This window comes from Micromonospora sp. WMMA1923, from assembly GCF_049179195.1.
Classification (GTDB): Bacteria; Actinomycetota; Actinomycetes; order Mycobacteriales; family Micromonosporaceae; genus Micromonospora; species Micromonospora yangpuensis.
The window spans coordinates 375,241-395,090 of record NZ_JBMHLZ010000001.1; the positions used below are offsets into that span (position 1 = coordinate 375,241).

The following is a 19,850-nucleotide window of genomic DNA, read 5'->3' on the forward strand; positions in this document are numbered from 1 at the left end:
AGCACACCGTCGGCGAGCGCACCGACTGAGGACGGTCCGGCTAGGGTCGTCGCATGTCGTCCTTCGCACCCCGGGCCGAACGGATCGTGGACGCCCTGCTGGCCAGCCGTCCCGGCTTCGCCACCTCGCTCGGCGACCACCGGTACGACGACCGGCTGCCCGACCTCTCCGCCGAGGCGACCGCCGTCGACCGGGCGATGCTCACCGAGGCCTCGCACGCGCTGGCCGAGCTGGACCCGGACGCCCTCGACCCCGACGAGCAGGTCGACCACGAGCTGCTCAGTGCCCTGGTCGACCGGGAGCTGTTCGAGTCGACCGAGATCCGTACCCACGAGTGGGACCCGCTGCGGCACAACCCCGGCCCCCTGCTGCACGCCCTGCTCGCCCGCCCGTACGCGCCGGCCGAGGTCCGGTTGACCGCCCTGACCGGGCGGCTGGCCGCCGTACCGGATGCGTTGGCGACCGCGCGGGCGACGCTGGCGCAGATGCCCCGGATCCATGCCGAGACGGCGGTCGGGCAGTTCACCGGCGCGGCGGCGCTGGTCCGCGACGAGGTCCCGGCGTTGCTCGCCCAGGCCCCCGCCCTGCGGAGCCAGGTCGAGCCGGCCGCCACCGCCGCGATCGCCGCGCTGGAGGAGTTCGTGGCCTGGCTGCGGGCCGGGCTGGCCGCCGACGCCGGGCCGGGACCGGACCCCCGGCTGGGACGGCGACGCTTCGAGGCGCGGCTCTGGCACACCCTCGACACCGAGCTGAGCGCCGCCGAGATCCAACGTCGGGCCTGGGCCGCCCTGGACGAGATCACCGAGGAGATCCGGGCAGCGGCCGTCGAGCTGGTAGGTGGCCCGGCCGACGACGAGACGGTACGCCGGGCGCTGGACCTGCTCGCCGCCGAGCACCCCGACGACCACACCATCGTCGACCTCGCCTCGACCACCCTGGACGAGGCCACCGACTTCGTCCGCGACCACGACCTGGTCACCCTGGTCGACGATTCCTGCGTGATCCAGGAGATGCCCGGCTTCGCCCGGGGCGTCGCGGTCGCCTACTGCGACGCGCCCGGCCCGCTGGAGACGGCGAACCTGCCCACCTTCTACTGCATCGCGCCGACCCCCGAGAACTGGCCGGCGCAGCGGGTCGAGACGTTCTACCGCGAGTACAACGATCACCTGATCCGTGGGCTGACCGTGCACGAGGCGATGCCCGGCCACTTCCTCCAGCTCGCCCACGCCCGCCGGTACGCCGGCTCCACCCGGGTCCGGCCGATCACCCGGTCCGGGGTCTTCATCGAGGGCTGGGCGGTCTACGCCGAGCAGCTGATGGTCGAAGGGGGCTTCGGTGGCCTGCCGGTCCGGCTCCAGCAGCTCAAGATGCAGCTCCGGATGGTCATCAACGCCCTGCTCGACCAGCTCGTGCACGGCGAACAACTCGCCGAGGCCGACGCGTTGGCGCTGATGACCGGCCGGGGCTTCCAGGAGGAGGGCGAGGCGGTCGGCAAGTGGCACCGGTCGCTGCTCACCTCCACCCAACTCTCCACCTACTTCGTCGGCTACACCGAGATGGCCGAGATCGCCCGGTCCCGACCGGCCGAGGTGCCGCTGCGCGACTGGCACGACGCGATGCTCGCGCACGGCTGCCCCCCACCCCGCCACCTCCGCACCCTCCTCCACCTGTAAGGAAGGGCCCCCTGTTAACGCTTTCGGTATAGAAGGGCCCCCTTCTCACACCGCCAACGGCAGCGGCGCGGAGGATGGCCGGGACCGCCCGAGAGGGGCGGTGGCGCGGAGGATGACCGGGACCGCCCGAGAGGGGCGGTGGCGCGGGTGGCCGAGGGGACAGTCCGCGTGGCGTCAGCCGGTGGCGCGGGTGGCGGCGGCGTCGATCAGCCAACGCGAGATCGAGTACGCCGGCGGTAGCGCCTCGGGGAGCGCGTCCAGCGGGAACCAGCGGGCCTGGACCAGCTCCCGACCGTCCACGACCGGCTCGGCGGCCGGGTCGGTGACCGTGGCCGTGAAACCGGCGAGCAGCACGCCCGGCCCCGACATCGCCCACGGTTGACTGCCGAAGTAGACCGGCGGACCAAGATCGAGTCCGACCTCCTCGGCCACCTCCCGGTGGACGGCCGCCTCCAGCGACTCGCCGGCCTCCACGAACCCGGCCACCAGGGCCCACAGCTCGGTCGGCCCGTACGAGTGCCGGACCAGGAGCAGTTCGTCGACCGGGCCGGGGCGGGTGATCGCCACCAGCACGGCGGGGGAGAGCTGCATCGGCACGTACAGCCGGCAGTCGGGGCAGCGCCGGGCCGGTTCGCCCGGCACGTCGGCCAGTTCGGCCCGGCAGGCACCGCAGTACCGGTGCCCGCGCCGCCAGGTGACGACCTGCAGGGCCCGGCCGGCCAGGGCGGCCAGCGGCTCGGGGACCTGCGCGGCGAGCGCCCGCCAACTACGCCACCGACCGGGTACGTCGCCGGTCGCCGTCACAGCCGCACCCCAGGCCGGTACGCCGTCGAGGGTGCCCAGCGGCAGCCAGCCGGTGTCGGCGGGCAGGTCGGCGACCCGAGGAAACCCACCGTTCGGGCTGGTCAACAGCTTGCGCCCGGCCACCACCACGGCCGTATCGTCCGGTCCCGGCGGCCCCGGATGCCCAGCCCCCGGCACGAACCGCGCCCCGAACTCGGCCCGAGCCGTCCACCCCGGCCCCGCGACCTGTTCGGCTCGCGCCTCCGATCCGGCCCGCGTACCCGATTCGGTTCGCGCGCCCGGCTCGGTTCGTGCCCCTGGTTCGGTCCGGTCCTCTGCCTCGGCTCGCGCGCCCGGTTCGGTCCGCGCGCTCGGTTCGGTCCGCGCGCCCGGTTCGGTCCGCGCGCCCGGTTCGGTCCGCGCGGCTGGGGTGTGTGTTTCCGGTACGGGCGGTGCGGCTGGCTCAGCCCCGGTGGGGGCGTCGGTCACGAGTCGGTGGGTCGCTGGTCGACCACGCCCGCGCCGGACGGTACCTCGAACGCGGCCTGGTCGACGGTGTTGGCGTAGCGGGTCAGGGCCAGCTCGACCCGCTTGCCCTCGACGTCGCCGGTGAAGCTGCCGAGCACGCCCTCGGTGGTGACGCAGGCGCTGAACGGGTCGGGCACCTGGGAGACCTGCACACAGGTGGCGTGGTACCCGGCGAGGGTGGTGTCGCTCTGCTCGATGACCGCGGCCGGTTCCAGGGCGGCGGCCGTCAACAGCCCCACCACCACCGGCGGGGTGACCAGACCGCGCCGCTTGGCCTCGGCGAAGACGGCCACCGAGGGCGGGCCGCTGGCCGGCGGCTCGACCACGGTGCAGACCGGCCGCTCGCTGGCGGTCTCACACTCTGTGGTCGCTTCCCTGGTGACGGTGAGCTTCCCACCCGGGTACGTGTACGCGGTGCGGGCCGGCTTCTGCTCCTGGGCGATCGAGGCGCTCTCCCCGCCGGCGAGCTGGTACTCGGCCAGGTAGGTCGACTCCATCGCCTGGTCCATCCGGGCGGCGACGTCGTTGACGAGGTCGGATCGCCCGAGTACCCGGCCGGCGTCGTCGAGTGTCTGGCAGCCGGAGACGGTGAACAGGGCGATGACCGAGAAGACGAGCACACGGAGAGTGGTCGTGGCGGCGGGCATGGCGCCCAGCCTTGTCGATCGGGTCCGCCCGGCGCAAACCCGTTGCCCGGTTGAGCCACGAGAATTCGGGAATGTCCGTCCTTGACGGTGGCCCAGAGTGAGCGGCGGTGTCGGCCCTCGGGCGACTCCCGGCCCGGTGGGCGAGCGTCGGCCGAAGACGAGGCAATTACCCTTGGTAGCCGGAGTGCCGCGTTCCGGTGCGGGTGGGCTGCCGGGTGACGCCGGGTCGGTGAGCGTCGCCCGATACGCTGCGTGGTAACACCTTCCTCAGCCGCACCGTCGCGGCCCATACCGCACCGGAAACAGACAAACGAGGAGCGACTTAGTGGCAACCATCGAGGGAATCGTCGCCCGGGAGATTCTCGACTCGCGGGGCAACCCGACGGTCGAGGTCGAGGTCGGGCTGGACGACGGCACGATCGCCCGCGCCGCGGTGCCGTCCGGCGCCTCCACCGGGGCCTTCGAGGCGGTCGAGCTGCGCGACGGTGACGCCGACCGCTACCTGGGCAAGGGTGTCGAGAAGGCGGTCTCGAACATCGAGGACCGGATCGTCGACCAGCTGGTCGGGTACGAGGCCAGCGAGCAGCGGCTGATCGACCAGAAGATGCTGGACATCGACGGCAGCGACAACAAGGGCGAGTTGGGCGCGAACGCCATCCTCGGGGTCTCCCTGGCGGTGGCGAAGGCGGCGGCCGGCAGCGCCGAGCTGAGCCTCTTCCGCTACCTGGGTGGCCCGAACGCGCACCTGCTGCCGGTGCCGATGATGAACATCCTCAACGGTGGGGCGCACGCCGACTCCAACGTCGACGTCCAGGAGTTCATGATCGCCCCGATCGGCGCGCCGAGCTTCCGGGAGGCGCTGCGCTCCGGCGCGGAGGTCTACCACGCGCTGAAGTCCGTACTCAAGAAGAAGGGCCTCTCCACCGGCCTCGGCGACGAGGGCGGCTTCGCGCCCAACCTGCCGACCAACGCCGCCGCCCTGGACCTGATCGCCGAGGCGGTCGAGAAGGCCGGCTACCGGCTGGGCACCGACATCGTCTTCGCGCTCGACGTGGCCGCCACCGAGTTCTTCGCCGACGGCACCTACACCTTCGAGGGCACCGGCAAGTCCGCGGAGGAGATGAGCAACTACTACATGAAGCTCGCCGACGACTACCCGATCGTGTCGATCGAGGACCCGCTGGCCGAGGACGACTGGAGTGGCTGGCAGACGCTCACCGCGTCGGTCGGTGAGCGGATCCAGATCGTCGGCGACGACCTGTTCGTCACCAACCCGCTGCGGATCGCCCGGGGCATCGCGGAGAGCGCGGCGAACGCCGTACTGGTGAAGGTGAACCAGATCGGCTCGCTCACCGAGACCCTGGACGCGGTCGACCTGGCCCACCGGGCCGGCTTCCGCTGCATGATGAGCCACCGTTCCGGCGAGACCGAGGACACCACCATCGCCGACCTGGCGGTGGCCACCGGCTGCGGCCAGATCAAGACCGGCGCCCCGGCCCGCTCGGACCGGGTCGCCAAGTACAACCAGCTGCTGCGCATCGAGGAGGAGCTGGGCGACGCGGCGCGCTACGCCGGGGCCGGCGCGTTCCCGCGTTACCGTTCCGCCTGACCAGACCGCGACGCTTCGGGGGAGGGGTGTGATGCAGCAGCGGCGCACACCGGGCGGCCCACGTCCGGCCCGTCGGCCCACCGGCCGGCCGGGCGGGGCCCGTGGTGTCCGCGCCGAGCCGCGTGGACGCGCGTCGGGCACGGCCCGCGCCGGTGACGGGGTACGCTCCGCGAACCGGCCGGCCGCAGCCCGGCGTACGGTCGCCGGCGGCGGCGTCAAGCGGCTCTCCGCACCCCACCCCCGACGCATCACCGGGCGGGCCACCGTGCTCTTCGCGGTGCTGATCGCGCTCGCCCTGGCCTACACCTATCCGGTGCGGGTCTACCTCGACCAGCAGGCCGACATCGAGCGGATGGAGTCGGCCCAGAACGCCCAGCGTGCGGTGATCGAGCAGCTCTCGGTCGAGGCGGCCAAGTGGCGCGACCCGGCGTTCATCGAGAGCGAGGCCCGGCGTCGCTTCTACATGGTGTACCCGGGCGAGGTGCCGGTGATCGTCCTCAACGACCCGGCCGGCGCCGCCCGGGAGGCCGGCGCGGCCGGGCAGCCGACCCGACCCGAGACCCCCGATCCCTGGTACGACACCCTGTGGTCGAGCATCCGAGCCGCCGACGCCGAGCCCACCGGCCGGTGAGCCCGCACCGACGAGAGATGGACAACGTGACTGTCGTACCCCCGCCGGAGCCGGCGGCGGACTCCGTACCCCTGCCGGAACGGCAACCGGCCACCCGGGCCGACCTGGCCGCGGTGGGCGCGCAGCTCGGACGCCAGCCCCGGGGCACCCGGGCGGTGGCCCACCGCTGCCCCTGCGGCCTGCCCGACGTGGTGGAGACGACGCCCCGGCTGGCCGACGGCACCCCGTTCCCGACGTTGTTCTACCTGACCTGCCCCCGGGCCACCGCCGCCTGCAGCCGGCTGGAGTCGGCCGGGCTGATGAAGGAGATGGCCGAGCGGCTGGCGACCGACCCGGACCTGGCCGCCCGGTACCGGGCGGCGCACGAGGACTACCTGGCCCGCCGGGAGGCGATCGGCGAGGTACCGGAGATCGCCGGGATCTCCGCCGGTGGGATGCCCGGCCGGGTCAAGTGCCTGCACGTGCACCTCGGGCACGCCCTGGCCGCCGGCCCGGGGGTCAACCCGTTCGGCGACGAGACACTCGCCCTGGTGGAACGCTGGTGGGCCGCCGGCCCCTGCGTCGAGCCGCCCGAGCCGGCTGAGCCCGAGCCGGCTGAGCCCGAGCGGGCTGAGCCCGAGCCGGCTGAGCCCGAGCGGGCCGAGCGGGCCGAGTCCGAGCCCGACGGGGCGGACGGAGCGGCCGGGGCGTGAGCGACGGCCCGGGGCAGACCGGTCAGGACGTCGTCGTGCGGCGGGCCCGCACCCGGGACGTCCGGGGCATCCGGTCGCTCGTCGACACGTACACCAACGACCGGCGGCTGCTCAGCAAGGCCACCGTCACCCTGTACGAGCAGGTGCAGGAGTTCCGGGTCGCGGTCCGCCACACCGACGAGGCGGTGGTGGGCTGCGGCGCGCTGCACGTGATGTGGGAGGACCTGGCCGAGATCCGTACCGTCGCGGTGGACCCGTCCTGCCGGGGCCAGCGGATCGGCCAGCGGATCGTCGACGAGCTGATCGACGCGGCCCGCGAGCTGGGCGTACGCCGGATCTTCGTGCTCACCTTCGAGACCGACTTCTTCGGCTCGTTCGGCTTCCGGCCGATCGACGGCGCCCCGGTACCGCAACCGGTCTACGAGCAGCTGCTCCGCTCGTACGACGAGGGGGTGGCCGAGTTCCTCGACCTGGAACGGGTCAAGCCCAACACCCTGGGCAACACCCGCATGCTCCTCCGCCTGTAAGGAAGGGCCCCCTGCTAACGCCTACGGTCGAGAGGGGTACCCCGCTAACCACGCCGGGTCCGCGTTGAGCGCGCCGGGTCCGCGTTGAGCACGCCGGGTCCGCGTTGAGCGCGCCGGGTCCGCGATGAGCACGCCGGGCCACGTTGAGGGGGCGCGCGAGTGGGTGGGGCAGCGCGCGGGCTTGACGCGTACCCGCACTGTGGCGGGGTGAGGAAGCGGACGGTCGGCGCGTTGCTGGTGGGGGTGCTCGCCCTGGGCGGCGTGTTACGGCTGGTCGCCCCGGCGACGGCCGGCGCCGACGGCGAGCCGCCCGGGGTGGGTCGGCAGCTCACCTTCGTGCGGGCGGCGCTGGACGACGGGGCGGGTGGGGATGCCCAGCGGCTCTTTCCCGAGGGCTACTTCTTCGCCCACGCCCTGTACGGGTTGGCCCGGGTCGAGTCGGGACTGCGCCGGCCGGTGGGGGATCCGCAGCGGGCGGTGGCGCTGCGGGAAGCCCGCTGGGCCTTGCAGCGGTTGGATTCCCCGGCCGGCCGGGCCCCGTTCAGCCCCGAGCTGCTCCCCGCATACGGCGTCTTCTACGTGGGTTGGACGAACTGGTTGCGCGGCGGGATGCTCGCCCTGCAACCGCCCGAGCGGCGCAACCCGACCGAGGTACGCCGGTTCGCCGACGACTCGGCCGCGCTCGGGGCCGCCTTCGCCTCCGCCGGCACGCCGTACCTGTCCGCGTACCCGGGGCAGGCCTGGCCGGTCGACTCGACGGTGGCCGTGGCCTCGCTGCGGCTGCACGACTCGCTGCTGACGCCCCGGTACGGGCCGACCGTCGACAGGTGGCTGGCCGGGGTACGACAGCGGCTGGATCCGGCCACCGGGCTGATGCCGCACCGGGTGGACCCGGTCAGCGGTGGCCCGGTCGAGGTGGCCCGGGGCACCTCGCAGAGCATGATCCACCGTTTCCTGGTCGACGTCGACCAGGAGTTCGCCCGCGAGCAGTACCTGCGCTTCCGGGACCGGTTCGTGACCACGCCGCTGCGGCTGGGCCCCGCCGTGCGGGAGTATCCCGAGGGGACCACCGGGGCCGGCGATGTCGACTCCGGCCCGCTGCTGCTCGGGGTGAGCCTGTCGGCGACCGTGGTGACCCTCGGCGCGGCCCAGGCCCACGGCGACGACCGGCTCGCCGGTGCGCTTGCCAACTTCGGTGAGTTCGCCGGTCTGCCGCTGCACACCCCGTGGACCAAGCGGTACGCCCTCGGCGCGCTGCCGATCGGGGACGCCTTCCTGGCCTGGTCGAAGACCGCCCGCCCGTGGGTGGCGGACCCGCCCGCGCCGCCACCGGCGAACGTGTCCGGCTGGTGGCGGCTGCCGCTGCTGACGGCCCTGCTCGGGCTGGCCCTGCTGCCCTGGACCCCGTTGCTGGCCGCCCGGCGACGCGCCGCCGGCCGGCCAGCTGGCTGACGGCCGCGCCGCGCCGGCAATCTCGCCGGCCGACCCGCTGGCCGGCGGCCGCCGCGCGCCGGCTCGCGGTCAGATCGGCCGCGCGCCGGCTCAGGGTCAGGGTCAGATCGGCCGCGCGCCGGCTCAGGGTCAGATCGGGGGTCCCGGGCCGATTCGCCCTCCGGTGACGCCCCGCCGGGCCGTCGACTGTCGCGGGAGGGCGGTGGACCGTAGGCTTCCCGGGGTGACGACGCGTGTGGCGGCCATCGACTGCGGAACCAACTCGATCCGGCTCCTGGTGGCCGACCTGCCCGATCCCTCGGCCGGCCCGCAGGCACCGCTGGTGGACGTCAGCCGGCGGATGGAGATCGTCCGGCTGGGGCAGGGCGTGGACCGTACCGGCCGGCTCGATCCGGCGGCGATCGAACGGACCCGGGTGGCGTTGGCCGACTACGCCACCGAGATCGAGAAGCTGGGCGCGGAGCGGGTCCGGATGTGCGCCACCTCGGCGTCCCGGGACGCCGCCAACGCCGACGACTTCACCACGATGGTCCGCCGCACCCTCGGCGTCGACCCCGAGGTGGTCACCGGGGACGCCGAGGCCCGGCTGTCGTTCACCGGCGCGGTGCGGGGACTGCCCGACCACACCGAGGAGCCGTACCTGGTGGTCGACATCGGGGGCGGTTCCACCGAGTTCGTGGTCGGTACCCGTACCGGCGGGGTCGAGGCGGCGGTGTCGACGGACATCGGCTGCGTCCGGATGACCGAGCGGCACCTGGCCGGCGACCCGCCCACCCTGTCCCAGGCCGCCGCCGCCCGCGCGGACATCGCCGCCGCCGTGGACCAGGCCCTGACCGCCGTGCCGGGCCGCGAGGCCGCCACCCTGGTCGGGCTGGCCGGTTCGGTCACCACCGTGGTCGCCATCGCCCAGGGCCTGACCGGGTACGACCCGGAGCGCATCCACCACGCCCAGGTGACGTACGAGCAGGTCGTCGAGGTCACCACCGACCTGCTGGCGAAGACCCGCGAACAGCGGCTGGCCATGCCGGTGATGCACCCGGGCCGGGCCGACGTGATCGGCGCGGGTGCCCTCATCCTGGAGATCATCATGAAACGGGCCGGCCTGCCCACGGTGATCGCCAGCGAACACGACATCCTCGACGGCATCGCCTGGAGCCTCCAGGAGTCCGACGGCGGGGCAGCCCCCAGATTGCGGAACATCGCTCACGAAGTGGCCGAGCGTGACGCGGAGTTGCTGCGTCGACTGGGCGAGTGACCGAGGTCGCCCCGGTCACCGTGGCCGAGGCCGAGCGGGTGCAGGAGGCGTTGCGCCGCCGGGTCGACCTGACCACACCCCTGCCCGGCCCTCCGGCGACGGTGGTCGGCCTCGACGTGTCGTACGAGGTGGGTAGTGACCGGGTGGTCGCCGCCGCCGTGCTGCTCGACGTGGCGACCGCGCGGGTACGCCGGGCGGAGTTCGCCGTCGGCGAGGTGAACTTCCCGTACGTGCCGGGGTTGCTGGCGTTCCGGGAGGTGCCGTTCCTGCTGGCGGCGCTGGAGAAACTGACGGTACGCCCCGACGTGCTGGTCTGCGACGGCTACGGGGTCGCCCACCCGAGGCGGTTCGGCCTCGCCTGTCACCTGGGGGTGCTCACCGGACTGCCGAGTCTCGGCGTGGCCAAGACCCCGTTCACCGCCCGCTTCGACCCGCCCGAACAGGCCCGGGGTGCCTGGTCGCCGCTTGTCGACGGGGACGAGACGGTGGGCCGGGCGGTGCGTACCCAGACCGGGGTGAAGCCGGTCTTCGTCTCGGTGGGGCACCGGATCGGCCTGGCCGAGGCGACCGGGTTGACGCTGGCGCTCGCGCCCCGGTACCGCATCCCGGAGCCGACCCGCCAGGCCGACCTGCTCTCCCGTACCGTCCTGCGCGAGCTGCCACCTGCGGGTTAGCGGGGTAGTCGGGGCGTGCAGGGGGTCTGGTGGTCGGCGCGCAGCACGCACCGCCGACCACGGTCGAGCCGCCGATCGCAGAACACCCGGTGGCGTACCCCCTGCTCGTCCTCGGCCGACACGGTGGTCTCGCCGGGATCGACCTGGGTGAGGAAGGCCAGCGCGCGGACCGCCGTGCGGGCCAGGATCCGGGCCCGGACCAGGTCCGTCGCCACCACCGGCAGGTGGATCACGTACCTGCCGACGCGGCTCACACCGGCCCCGCCACGCCCGGCACCTGCTGGGACTGCCACCGGCGCAGCGCGTCCCGGACCCGGGCGGCCTCCTGCCGGCTCGCGGCGAGCGCGACCTGCGCGGCGGCCAGCTCGCCGGCCACCCGGTCGAGGTACGCGGCCACCTCCACCGGGTCCGCCCCGCGCCGCCGGATCGTGAAGGTCCGGCTGCGCACCTGCCACGGCCGCAACGCCGGGTACGCCCCGGACGGCTGAACGTCGGGCAGCCAGGTCGGACTGTCGGTGCGACGATGCGCCGGCCGCGCTCGCCTTCGCCAGGTCAGGGATCTCAGCAGGTCACGCACGATGTCCTCAGCCTTTCGTGGAGTTGGTCCGGTGCCGCGTGGAGGCGGCCCGGCCGGGCCCGGAACCCGGCCCGGACCGCCCGCCCTGTCGCCGCAGCCCTGCTGGCGGTACGTCGACAGAGCCGTGCGCGTGATCGGGGCGGACCACCGGGGCTCACCCGCCCCGATCACCAGCGGGACCCTGAGGTTGGAGACCGATGAGCAGCCCGCTGGGGACAACTTAAGCGAACTACTTCGCTTAGGTCAAGGAACTAGTTCGCTGTACCGGCAACTTGCCGGCGGAAGTTCGTGCGTGCTCTGATGATCGGTGGAGACCGAGGAGTGCCCATGCCTGCCACCAAGTGGGAAAAGCTCGCTGAACACATTCGGACGCAGATCAAGGCCGGAGAACTGAAGCCGGGCGACAAGTTGCCGTCAACCGCCCAGCTCAAGGCGGAACACGGCGTGTCCGATTCCGTCATCCGCTATGCCATGCATGCCCTGCGCACGGAAGGTCTCGTCACGAGCGCCCACGGGGTCGGCGTCTTCGTGGCGGAGCGGGCCTGAAATAGATCTTGGAAGATTTCGGCCCCTCCGGGGGGCACATTTCTTCCAAGATCTTCCGTAGGTCGGCCGCCCGGCCCGGCTGCAGAGGCCGCGCAGGCGCACAAGCGGGACAAATCGCCGCAAAGAGTTTCGGCTTCCCGATCCGCCCCACCGACCCACCCGCCTCCGTCGCTGCCGAAGCGGGCAGCGAGGTAGATCTTGGACACTTACCGTTCTATTTGGACGGTAAGTGTCCAAGATCTACGCGTCCATCGCGCCAGCCGTGCCGACCACACTCACCGCGCAACCGCGCCGAGACGCGTACTGCGCAACCGCGCCGAGACGCGCACTGCGCAACCGTGCCGACCGCGCCATCAGTGCTGGACCGAGGAGCAGCCCGACCGCCAGGTGCCGGCGTATCCGTACTGCCCGGACCTCGCACCCTTCCGGGCCGCACCCGGAGCACCCGCAGTGCCATCAACGCCCGGAGGATCCGGAGCACCCGCAGAGCCCGGCGTGCCCGCAGTGCCGGGAGCACCCGGAGCGCCCGCGCCGGAGTTGCCCTCGGTCCCGCCCACCTCGACCACCGCACCGGCTGCCGGTCCGTCGCCGAGCCAGGCCGCCCCGACGACGGTCGGGCCGCTGCCCACCGGGCCGACCGATGCCGGCACGCCCGACCTGCCGCCGACGAGCGACCCCCCGCCCGCAGGCCCGGGACCGGTACCCGCTCCGACCGCCTGACCTGCCGCGGACGAGCAATGCCCGGCCCGGGGCCGGTACCCGCTTCGACCGCCTGACCTGCCGCGAGACGTGAGCGGCGGGGGTTGGGGACGAAACGAACAGGAGGCGAATGCCACTGGTCCGGCGTCTTTCCCCGGCCGGTCACCGCGTGGCAGGCTACCGGCACGTATCACCACTGTGCGACCAGCCAATGTTGACTGACCGCTAGGAGGACGGGCCGATGGGCGAGATGGTGACCTACCGCGACAACGGGGGCACGAGTCAGGGGTATCTGGCGGTACCCGCCACCGGGACGACCAGCCCGGCCGTCATCGTCATCCAGGAGTGGTGGGGCCTGGTGCCGCACATCACCTCGGTGGTGGACCGGTACGCCGAGGCCGGCTTCGTGGCCCTCGCCCCGGATCTCTACCGTGGCGAGTCCGCCGACGAGCCGGACGAGGCGCGCCGGCTGATGATGGCGCTGCGGATGGACGACGCCGCCAAGGACATCGCCGGGGCCGCCGACTACCTGGCCGGTCGGCCCGAGGTCGCCGGCAAGGTCGGCGCGGTGGGCTTCTGCGCCGGGGGGAGCCTGGCCCTCTGGTCGGCGACCCTCTCCGAGCGGATCGTGGCCACGGCCGGCTTCTACCCGGTGCTGCCGTGGGAGAAGATGAGCCCGGACTGGGCCGACTACGCCGGCAAGAGCGCCATCATCCACTGCGCCGAGGCCGACGGCACGTCCAGCGCGGACGGGGTGCAGACCGCCCGCGCGGCCATCGAGGCGGCCGGCGGCACCTGCCAGACCTACGACTACCCGGGTACCGCGCACGCCTTCTTCAACGACGACCGGCCCGAGTCGTTCGACCAGCCGGCCGCCGCCAGCGCCTGGGCCCGTACCCTCGAACTGTTCCGGGCCAAACTTGGCTGACCGACCCATCCCACCCGCCGCCGCCGACCCGGGCGGCGTGGTGTCGCGTACCCCGGTGGAGGTGGTCGGGCGCGCGGCGCGGGCGGCCGACCTGGCCGACCTCGACGGCGCGGTGGTCGACTGTTTCGCCTGCCCACGGCTGGTGGCCTGGCGCGAGGAGGTGGCCCGCACGAAGCGGGCGGCCTTCCGGGAGCAGGAGTACCACGGTCGGCCGGTGCCCGGATTCGGTGCACCGGACGCCCGGATCGCGATTCTCGGGCTCGCCCCGGCCGCGCACGGTGGCAACCGGACCGGTCGGGTCTTCACCGGGGACCGCTCCGGTGACGTGCTCTTCGCCGCGCTGCACCGGGCCGGCCTGGCCAACCAGCCGACCAGCGTCGCCGCCGACGACGGACTGGCGTTGACCGGCACCCGGATCTTCGCCGCCGTACGCTGCGCGCCGCCGGACAACAAGCCCACCCCGGCCGAGCGGGACACCTGCGCGCCATGGTTGCACCGGGAGGTCGCGCTGATCCGGCCGAGCCTGCGCGTCGTGGTCGCCCTCGGGGCCTTCGCCTGGGCCACGTGGTGGCCGGTGCTGCGTGACGTGTACGGGGTCCGCCCGCCCAGCCCGCGACCGGCGTTCGGCCATGGGGCACACTGGTCCGGCACGGCCGCACCGGAGTTGCTCGGCTGCTACCACGTCAGTCAGCAGAACACTTTCACGGGGCGGCTGACGCCGGGGATGCTGGACGACGTGTTCGTCCGGGCGAAACAGGTGGCCGGGTTGGACTGAGATCGCGTGGGGCGGTGGCGATGACGGACGTACGGCGTACGCCCCGGCCGAAGCTGACGCTGGCCCGGAGGTAACCGCCGGTGGAGTTCAGCGTGCTGCGCAGGTGGTGGCCGATCGCGGTGGTTGCCGCCCTGCTCGGGCTGGCCGCGTTCGCGGCGGGACACTCGTCGATCGGGGCGCAGCGGATCCCGCCCGCCGCCGAGAACCTCCCCCTGGTGCCGGAGTACCCGGAAGGGGTGGCCGAGACCGCGATCCCGATCGAGCCCCGGCAGGACGCCGAGGCCACCCAGTTGGAGATCCCGGCGTGGCTGGCCACCGGTGCGCTCGCCGTGCTCGGCGTCGCCCTGCTGGCTGCCGCCGGCTACCTGGTCTGGACGCTGCTGCGGGGCGTGCTGCGTCGGCGTACCCGGGCCCTGCCGCAGCAACGGGCCCGCACCGCTGCCGGTACCGCCGCGGAGGTGGTCGCCGCCCTCGACGCCGGCCTGGTCGAGTTGGACGACACCGACACCGATCCACGTACGGCGGTGATCGCCTGCTGGGTACGCCTGGAGGAGGCCGCCGCCACGGTCGGGGTGCCGCGCCGGGCCGGCGATACCCCCACCGACCTGGTCACCCGGCTGCTCCGGGGCGACCCGACCGCCGGGGTGCCGGCGATCGTCAGCGCCGACGTGCTGGCCGGCTTCGCCGAGGTCTACCGGGAGGCCCGGTACGCTCCCCGCGCCGTCGACGAACGGACCCGGGACCAGGCCCGGGTGGCGTTGCGTCGGTTGCGTGGCGAGCTGACCGCCACCGCCGGGAGCGACTCGTCGACCGGGGACGAGGTGCCGGCGTGACCGGGCGGCGTACCGGGGACGGGATGTCCAGGTGAGCAGCACCAGCATCGACGACCTGCTCGGCTCCGACGAGGAACGACCGGCCACCGTGGAGCCTCGCCGCTCCGGTGGGCGGATCCGGGCGGTGCTGAAGTTTCTCGCGGTCACCGCGGCGGCCAGCGCGGTGGTGGTCGCGGTGCTGCGTGCGGTCGGTCTCACCGTCTCGCTGGAGGTGGTGGTGGCCGGGGTGGTCGCCGTGCTCACCGTGCACCGGGTGAGCAGGGCGCTCGCGCCGCCGCCGACCCGGCGGGTGGGCACCCGGCTCAACTCCGGCGAGGAGCCGGGCACCTGGAACTTCGGGGCGCGTGACGCCCTGCGTACCGCGATCAACGGTTGGGGGGCGCCGCTGGAGTGGTCGGCGGGCAAGCCGGAGCGGTTCACCAGCGTGCTGCTGCCCCGCCTCGGTGAGCTGGCCGACGAGCGGATGCGCCAGCGGCACGGCCTGACCCGCGACTCCGACCCGGTCCGGGCCCGCGCCCTGCTCGGCGAGAAGCTCTGGACCTTCCTGGAAACCCCGCCCCGACGCACCCCGTCGCCGCGCGATCTCGCGGCGATCGTCGCCGATCTGGAGAAGATATGAACGACGTGGACCGCACCATTTCCCCCGCCGAGGTCGGCCGGCTGGCCCGGGCGGTGCTGGACGCGGTCGGCACGGTCGTGGTCGGCAAGCGGGACACCCTGGAGCTGGTGCTCGCCGGCATCCTGGCCGGCGGCCACGTCCTGCTGGAGGACCTGCCCGGTCTGGGTAAGACGCTGACGGCACGCTCCTTCGCCCAGGCGCTGGGGCTGGACTTCCGCCGCCTGCAGTTCACCCCCGATCTGCTGCCCGCCGACGTCACCGGCTCCTTCCTGTACGACCAGAGCAGCGGGGACTTCTCGTTCCGCGCCGGGCCGGTCTTCACCAACCTGCTGCTGGCCGACGAGATCAACCGGACCCCGCCGAAGACCCAGTCCGCCCTGCTGGAGGCGATGCAGGAGAAGCAGGTCTCGGTGGAGGGCGTCACCTACCGGTTGGACGAGCCGTTCCACGTCCTGGCCACCGCCAACCCCATCGAGTACGAGGGCACGTACCCGCTGCCGGAGGCGCAGCTGGACCGGTTCCTGCTGCGGGTCTCGTTCGGCTACCCGGAGCCCGAGCAGGAGTGGGAGGTGCTGCGTCGGCGGATGACCCGCCGCCGCGAGGAGGCCGAGATCTCCCCGGTGGTCGACGCCAAGACGCTGCGGGCCATGCAGGCGGCGCTGGAGAACGTGGTGGTGGAGGACTCCATCGGCCGGTACATCGTGGCGTTGACCTCGGCCACCCGGGAACACCCGTCGGTGCTGGTCGGTGCCTCGCCCCGCGGGTCGCTGGCGCTGCTGCTGCTGTCCCGGGTCCGGGCGGTCTTCGCCGGCCGGGACTACGTGGTGCCCGAGGACGTCAAGGAGGTGGCGGTGCCCGCCCTGGCGCACCGGATCACGCTGCGTCCGGAGATGTGGCTGCGCCGGGTCGATCCGTCCTTCGTGGTGGGTGAGGTGCTCGACGCCACCCCCGCGCCGGCCAGCGGCGCGCTGCCCAGTCACGGCCGGCCCGGGTACTGATGGCCGCTGACACCACACCGGAGCAGGAACCGACGTCCGGCTGGACACCCACCGCGGCGCTGGGGCGGGCGGTGCTGCTCACCGGGCTGCTGTTGATCGCCGCGGTGCTGCTCGGCCGGGCCGACCTGGTCGTGCTTGCCGCGCCGTTCGCGCTCGGCACCGCGTACTCGTTGCGTCGCCGGCCGACGGCCGCCCCGCAGCTCTGGGTGGCCACCGGCGACGCGCACCTGGTCGAGGGGGGCGAGCTGAGCGCGGCGATCACCGTCGGCAACCCGGACCGGGTGGCCTACGACCTGACGGTGGTTCGCACCCGGGTCTCACCCTGGCTGCGGATCACCCGCGCCGGCTTCGGTGGCGCCCAGGTGGACGTGACCCCCGGCACCGCGGACCGGCCCTTCGTCACCTCGGTACCCGTCGGCGCGGCGGTCGACCTGGAGCTGACCGGTACCGCCCGGCGGTGGGGCCGGCACCCGCTCGGCCCGGCCGGCGCGCGGGCCGCCGCCGCCGACGGCCTGCTGGTGTCCCGGGCGACGGTGGTCGAGCCGGAGCGGGTCCGGGTCTATCCGAAGACCGAACCGTTCGAGGCGGTGGAGGCGATGCCCCGGGCCGCCGGCCTGGTCGGCGCGCACCGGTCCCGCCGCCCCGGCGAGGGCGGTGAGCTGGCCGGGGTACGCGTCTTCGCCCCCGGCGACCGGCTGCGCCGCATCGACTGGCGGGTCTCGTTGCGGGCCCGGCAACTGCACGTCGCGGCGACCCTGTCGGACCGGGACGCCGAGGTGGTGCTCCTGCTCGACGTGCTGGCCGAGGCGGGCCGCTCCGGTGGCGTCGACGGGGCCGCCTCGGTGCTGGACACCACGGTCCGCTCCGCCGCCGCGATCGCCGAGCACTACCTGCACCGGGGCGACCGGGTCTCGATGCTGGAGTACGGCCCGACCGCCCGGCGGCTGCGCCCCTCCACCGGCCGGCGGCAGTACCTGACGGTGCTGGAGTGGCTGCTGGACACCCACGCCGAGTCCTCCCCGCACGAGCCGTACGACCAGGTCTTCGGCCCGCACCTGCTCTCCTCGGACGCGCTGGTGGTGGTGCTCACCCCGCTGTTGGACGAGCGGTCGGCGCAGATGCTGGCCCGGCTGGCCCGCTCGGGCCGGTTCGTGGTGGCCGTGGACACCCTGCCGACCGAGCTGTCCCCACCGGGCGACGCGGGCTGGGCGAAGGTCGCCTACCGGCTGTGGCGGCTGGACCGGGACACGATGATCGGCCAGCTCCGTGAGCACGGCGTGCCGGTGGTCCGCTGGGCCGGGGCGGGCAGCCTGGACGAGGTGCTGCGGGACGTGGCCCGACTGGCCACCGCGCCCCGGGGGGGTGCCCGGTGACGGCGCTCACCGCCCGGCTGCGCGCGCTGCGGCACGGCGTCACCCGGATCACCCTCGCCCCGCTGCTGGTCCGCTTCGGCATCTTCCTGACCACCCTGGCCGGCCTGGTCCTGGCGTACCCGACGGAGCTGCTGGTCGGCCGGACGCTCGGCGTACTGGCGGTCGTCGCGTTGTTGCCGGCGGTGTCACCGGGCCGGTTCTGGCCGACCTTCGCGGCCCTGGTCACGGTGGGTGGCTGGTGGCTGGCCACCGCCGGGTACGGCCGCCCGGTGGCGCTGTGGCGGTTGCTGGCCGTGGCGGCGGCGCTCTACCTGGCGCACACCCTCTGCGCGCTGGCGGCGCTGCTGCCCTACGACGCGGTGCTCGACCCGGACGTGGTGACCCGCTGGTTGACCCGGACGGCGGTGGTGCTGCTGGCCACCTCGGTGCTGGGGGTGTTGCTGGTCGCCGTGGGGGCGGTCGGGCCCGGTGCCGGATTCCGCGCGGTCACGGTGGCGGGGCTGCTGGTGGCGGTGGGCCTGAGCGGGCTGCTGGGCTGGTTGTTGCGACGCAGGTGAATGGCACGTCATGCAGGTCACAGGGTTGTGCTCCGTCACAGAACAGGGGCGTGGACGGGATTAGGCGGGCCGGCCGGGGAAAGATGTAAGCGTGAATCCGAAGCGGATCCTTGTCGTTGGTGCCGGACATGTCGGGCTGTACGCGGCCCTGCGGCTGTCGAAGAAGCTCAGCTCCCGTGAGGCTGAGGTGATCGTGGTCGACCCGCAGCCGCACATGACCTACCAACCGTTCCTGCCCGAGGCGGCGGCCGGCAACATCTCGCCCCGCCACTCCGTGGTGCCGCTGCGCCGGGAGCTGCGCAAGTGCACGGTGGTGGCCGGCGCGGTCACCTCGATCGCGCACGACCGCAAGGTCGCCACCGTCCAGCCGATCATCGGCCCGCCCCGGGAGATCGCCTACGACCACGTCGTGGTGGCCCCCGGCTCGGTGTCCCGCACCCTGCCGATCCCCGGCCTGCACGAGCACGGCATCGGCTTCAAGACCATCGGCGAGGCCATCTACCTGCGCAACCACGTGCTGGACCGGCTCGACGTGGCCGCCGCCACGACCGACCCGGACGTCCGCCGTTCCGCGCTTACCTTCACCTTCGTCGGCGGCGGGTACGCCGGCATCGAGGCGCTGGCCGAGATGGAGGACATGGCCCGGGACGCGCTGCGGTACTACCCGGAGCTGAAGCCCGCCGACATGCGCTGGGTGCTGGTCGAGGCGACCCAGCGGGTGCTGCCCGAGGTCGACCGGGACATGGGTGCCTACACGGTGCAGCAGCTGCTCAAGCGGGACATGGACATCCGGCTGGACACCCGGCTGGAGTCCTGCGTCGACGGGCTGGTCAAACTCTCCGACGGCGACAGCTTCCGCTCCGACACCATCGTCTGGACCGCCGGGGTGAAGCCCTCGCCACTGCTGGACGCCACCGGCTTCCCGCGCGACGAGCGGCGGCGGGTCACCTGCCTGCCCACCCTCCAGGTGGTCGACGGCGAACAGGTGATCGAGGGGGCGTGGAGCGCCGGTGACTGCGCGGCCGTGCCGGACCTGACCGGCCCGCCCGGGGCGTACTGCTCGCCGAGCGCCCAGCACGCGGTGCGCCAGGCCGCCGTGATGGCCGACAACATCCGCGCGGTGATCCGGGGCCAGGAGCCGGTGGAGTACAAGCACAAGCACGCCGGCAGCGTGGCCAGCCTGGGCCTGCACAAGGGCGTCGCCCAGGTGTACGGGATCAAGATGACCGGCTGGCCGGCGTGGTTCATGCACCGGACGTACCACATGAGCCGGATCCCCTCGTTCAACCGCAAGGTCCGGGTCGTGGTCGACTGGACGCTTGCCTTCTTCCTCAAGCGGGAGGTGGTCGCGCTCGGCCAGCTGCACGACCCGCGTGAGGAGTTCGAGGTCGCCTCGCAGCCGGTCGACGCGAAGCGGTCCTGAGGCCCCGGCCGGTTGCGGCCTGCCTGGCGGGTCCCGGAGGGTGGCGGTTTG

General features: G+C 73.5%; 19 protein-coding genes and 2 pseudogenes. 17 read left to right on the forward strand and 4 right to left on the reverse strand.

The features are described 5' to 3' along the window. The first annotated feature begins 53 nt into the window (after positions 1 to 53). Positions 54 to 1,673, forward strand: coding sequence for a DUF885 domain-containing protein (locus tag ACN28G_RS01755; RefSeq protein WP_421478229.1), 1,620 nt, complete (start codon positions 54 to 56; stop codon positions 1,671 to 1,673). A 174-nt stretch (positions 1,674 to 1,847) separates the two neighbouring features. Here the strand turns inward: ACN28G_RS01755 and nudC are convergent, their stop codons facing one another. Continuing rightward, on the reverse strand, positions 1,848 to 2,606 hold the full coding sequence (nudC, locus tag ACN28G_RS01760; protein WP_421478230.1) for an NAD(+) diphosphatase: 759 nt from the start codon (positions 2,604 to 2,606) through the stop codon (positions 1,848 to 1,850). Between the two features lie 335 nt (positions 2,607 to 2,941). Then, positions 2,942 to 3,631 carry a hypothetical protein gene (locus tag ACN28G_RS01765; RefSeq protein WP_091434787.1) on the reverse strand — a complete coding sequence of 230 codons (690 nt, stop codon included), beginning with the start codon at positions 3,629 to 3,631 and terminating at the stop codon, positions 2,942 to 2,944. A 325-nt stretch (positions 3,632 to 3,956) separates the two neighbouring features. Between ACN28G_RS01765 and eno the strand changes: the two genes are divergently transcribed. The 7 genes and pseudogenes from eno (at position 3,957) to ACN28G_RS01800 (ending at position 10,471) form a co-directional block, all read left to right on the forward strand. Further along, positions 3,957 to 5,240, forward strand: coding sequence for a phosphopyruvate hydratase (gene eno / locus ACN28G_RS01770; protein WP_091434789.1), 1,284 nt, complete (start codon positions 3,957 to 3,959; stop codon positions 5,238 to 5,240). A gap of 31 nt (positions 5,241 to 5,271) precedes the next feature. Further along, the gene (locus tag ACN28G_RS01775; protein ID WP_421478231.1) at positions 5,272 to 5,871 is read left to right on the forward strand and encodes a septum formation initiator family protein; all 600 of its coding nucleotides are present in this window, start codon (positions 5,272 to 5,274) and stop codon (positions 5,869 to 5,871) included. A 26-nt stretch (positions 5,872 to 5,897) separates the two neighbouring features. After that, positions 5,898 to 6,443 (forward strand): annotated as a pseudogene (locus ACN28G_RS01780) (DUF501 domain-containing protein); the annotation flags it as partial. A gap of 116 nt (positions 6,444 to 6,559) precedes the next feature. Further along, positions 6,560 to 7,090 (forward strand): amino-acid N-acetyltransferase, encoded by a 531-nt coding sequence (locus ACN28G_RS01785; protein WP_091434792.1) that lies wholly within the window; start codon positions 6,560 to 6,562, stop codon positions 7,088 to 7,090. A 207-nt stretch (positions 7,091 to 7,297) separates the two neighbouring features. Continuing rightward, on the forward strand, positions 7,298 to 8,542 hold the full coding sequence (locus tag ACN28G_RS01790; RefSeq protein ID WP_421478232.1) for a hypothetical protein: 1,245 nt from the start codon (positions 7,298 to 7,300) through the stop codon (positions 8,540 to 8,542). 235 nt (positions 8,543 to 8,777) lie between these two features. After that, positions 8,778 to 9,704 (forward strand): annotated as a pseudogene (locus tag ACN28G_RS01795) (exopolyphosphatase); the annotation flags it as partial. 89 nt (positions 9,705 to 9,793) lie between these two features. Continuing rightward, positions 9,794 to 10,471, forward strand: coding sequence for an endonuclease V (locus ACN28G_RS01800; RefSeq protein WP_421478233.1), 678 nt, complete (start codon positions 9,794 to 9,796; stop codon positions 10,469 to 10,471). Here the strand turns inward: ACN28G_RS01800 and ACN28G_RS01805 are convergent. Both ACN28G_RS01805 and ACN28G_RS01810 read right to left on the reverse strand, forming a co-directional pair. After that, a complete protein-coding gene (locus tag ACN28G_RS01805; protein ID WP_091434798.1) occupies positions 10,468 to 10,725 on the reverse strand; it encodes a hypothetical protein in 258 nt (85 codons plus the stop codon). The genes ACN28G_RS01800 and ACN28G_RS01805 overlap by 4 nt on opposite strands. Continuing rightward, positions 10,722 to 11,048 carry a DivIVA domain-containing protein gene (locus ACN28G_RS01810; protein ID WP_421478234.1) on the reverse strand — a complete coding sequence of 109 codons (327 nt, stop codon included), beginning with the start codon at positions 11,046 to 11,048 and terminating at the stop codon, positions 10,722 to 10,724. The genes ACN28G_RS01805 and ACN28G_RS01810 overlap by 4 nt, the downstream gene beginning before the upstream one ends. 327 nt (positions 11,049 to 11,375) lie before the next feature. On the opposite strand from ACN28G_RS01810, the gene ACN28G_RS01815 reads away from it, so the two are divergent. From ACN28G_RS01815 to ACN28G_RS01855, 9 genes are all read left to right on the forward strand, one after another. Then, a complete protein-coding gene (locus ACN28G_RS01815) occupies positions 11,376 to 11,594 on the forward strand; it encodes a winged helix-turn-helix domain-containing protein (RefSeq protein WP_421478235.1) in 219 nt (72 codons plus the stop codon). Positions 11,595 to 12,534: 940 nt separating this feature from the next. Beyond that, positions 12,535 to 13,221 (forward strand): dienelactone hydrolase family protein, encoded by a 687-nt coding sequence (locus tag ACN28G_RS01820; RefSeq protein ID WP_091434802.1) that lies wholly within the window; start codon positions 12,535 to 12,537, stop codon positions 13,219 to 13,221. A 61-nt stretch (positions 13,222 to 13,282) separates the two neighbouring features. Then, positions 13,283 to 13,996, forward strand: coding sequence for a uracil-DNA glycosylase (locus ACN28G_RS01825; protein WP_421480842.1), 714 nt, complete (start codon positions 13,283 to 13,285; stop codon positions 13,994 to 13,996). Positions 13,997 to 14,076: 80 nt separating this feature from the next. Then, complete coding sequence (locus tag ACN28G_RS01830) at positions 14,077 to 14,829, forward strand: DUF4129 domain-containing protein (RefSeq protein ID WP_421478236.1); 753 nt, start codon at positions 14,077 to 14,079, stop codon at positions 14,827 to 14,829. 31 nt (positions 14,830 to 14,860) lie between these two features. Beyond that, on the forward strand, positions 14,861 to 15,448 hold the full coding sequence (locus ACN28G_RS01835; protein WP_091434806.1) for a hypothetical protein: 588 nt from the start codon (positions 14,861 to 14,863) through the stop codon (positions 15,446 to 15,448). Next, on the forward strand, positions 15,445 to 16,446 hold the full coding sequence (locus ACN28G_RS01840) for an AAA family ATPase (RefSeq protein ID WP_421478237.1): 1,002 nt from the start codon (positions 15,445 to 15,447) through the stop codon (positions 16,444 to 16,446). The genes ACN28G_RS01835 and ACN28G_RS01840 overlap by 4 nt, the downstream gene beginning before the upstream one ends. Beyond that, on the forward strand, positions 16,446 to 17,819 hold the full coding sequence (locus ACN28G_RS01845) for a DUF58 domain-containing protein (RefSeq protein WP_189021530.1): 1,374 nt from the start codon (positions 16,446 to 16,448) through the stop codon (positions 17,817 to 17,819). The genes ACN28G_RS01840 and ACN28G_RS01845 overlap by 1 nt, the downstream gene beginning before the upstream one ends. Then, positions 17,816 to 18,376, forward strand: a complete 561-nt coding sequence (locus ACN28G_RS01850) for a hypothetical protein (protein ID WP_091445980.1) — start codon at positions 17,816 to 17,818, stop codon at positions 18,374 to 18,376. Before ACN28G_RS01845 ends, ACN28G_RS01850 begins: the two co-directional genes overlap by 4 nt. A gap of 91 nt (positions 18,377 to 18,467) precedes the next feature. Further along, positions 18,468 to 19,799: an NAD(P)/FAD-dependent oxidoreductase gene (locus ACN28G_RS01855; RefSeq protein WP_091434810.1), complete on the forward strand. Its 1,332-nt coding sequence runs from the start codon at positions 18,468 to 18,470 to the stop codon at positions 19,797 to 19,799. Positions 19,800 to 19,850: the final 51 nt, after the last annotated feature.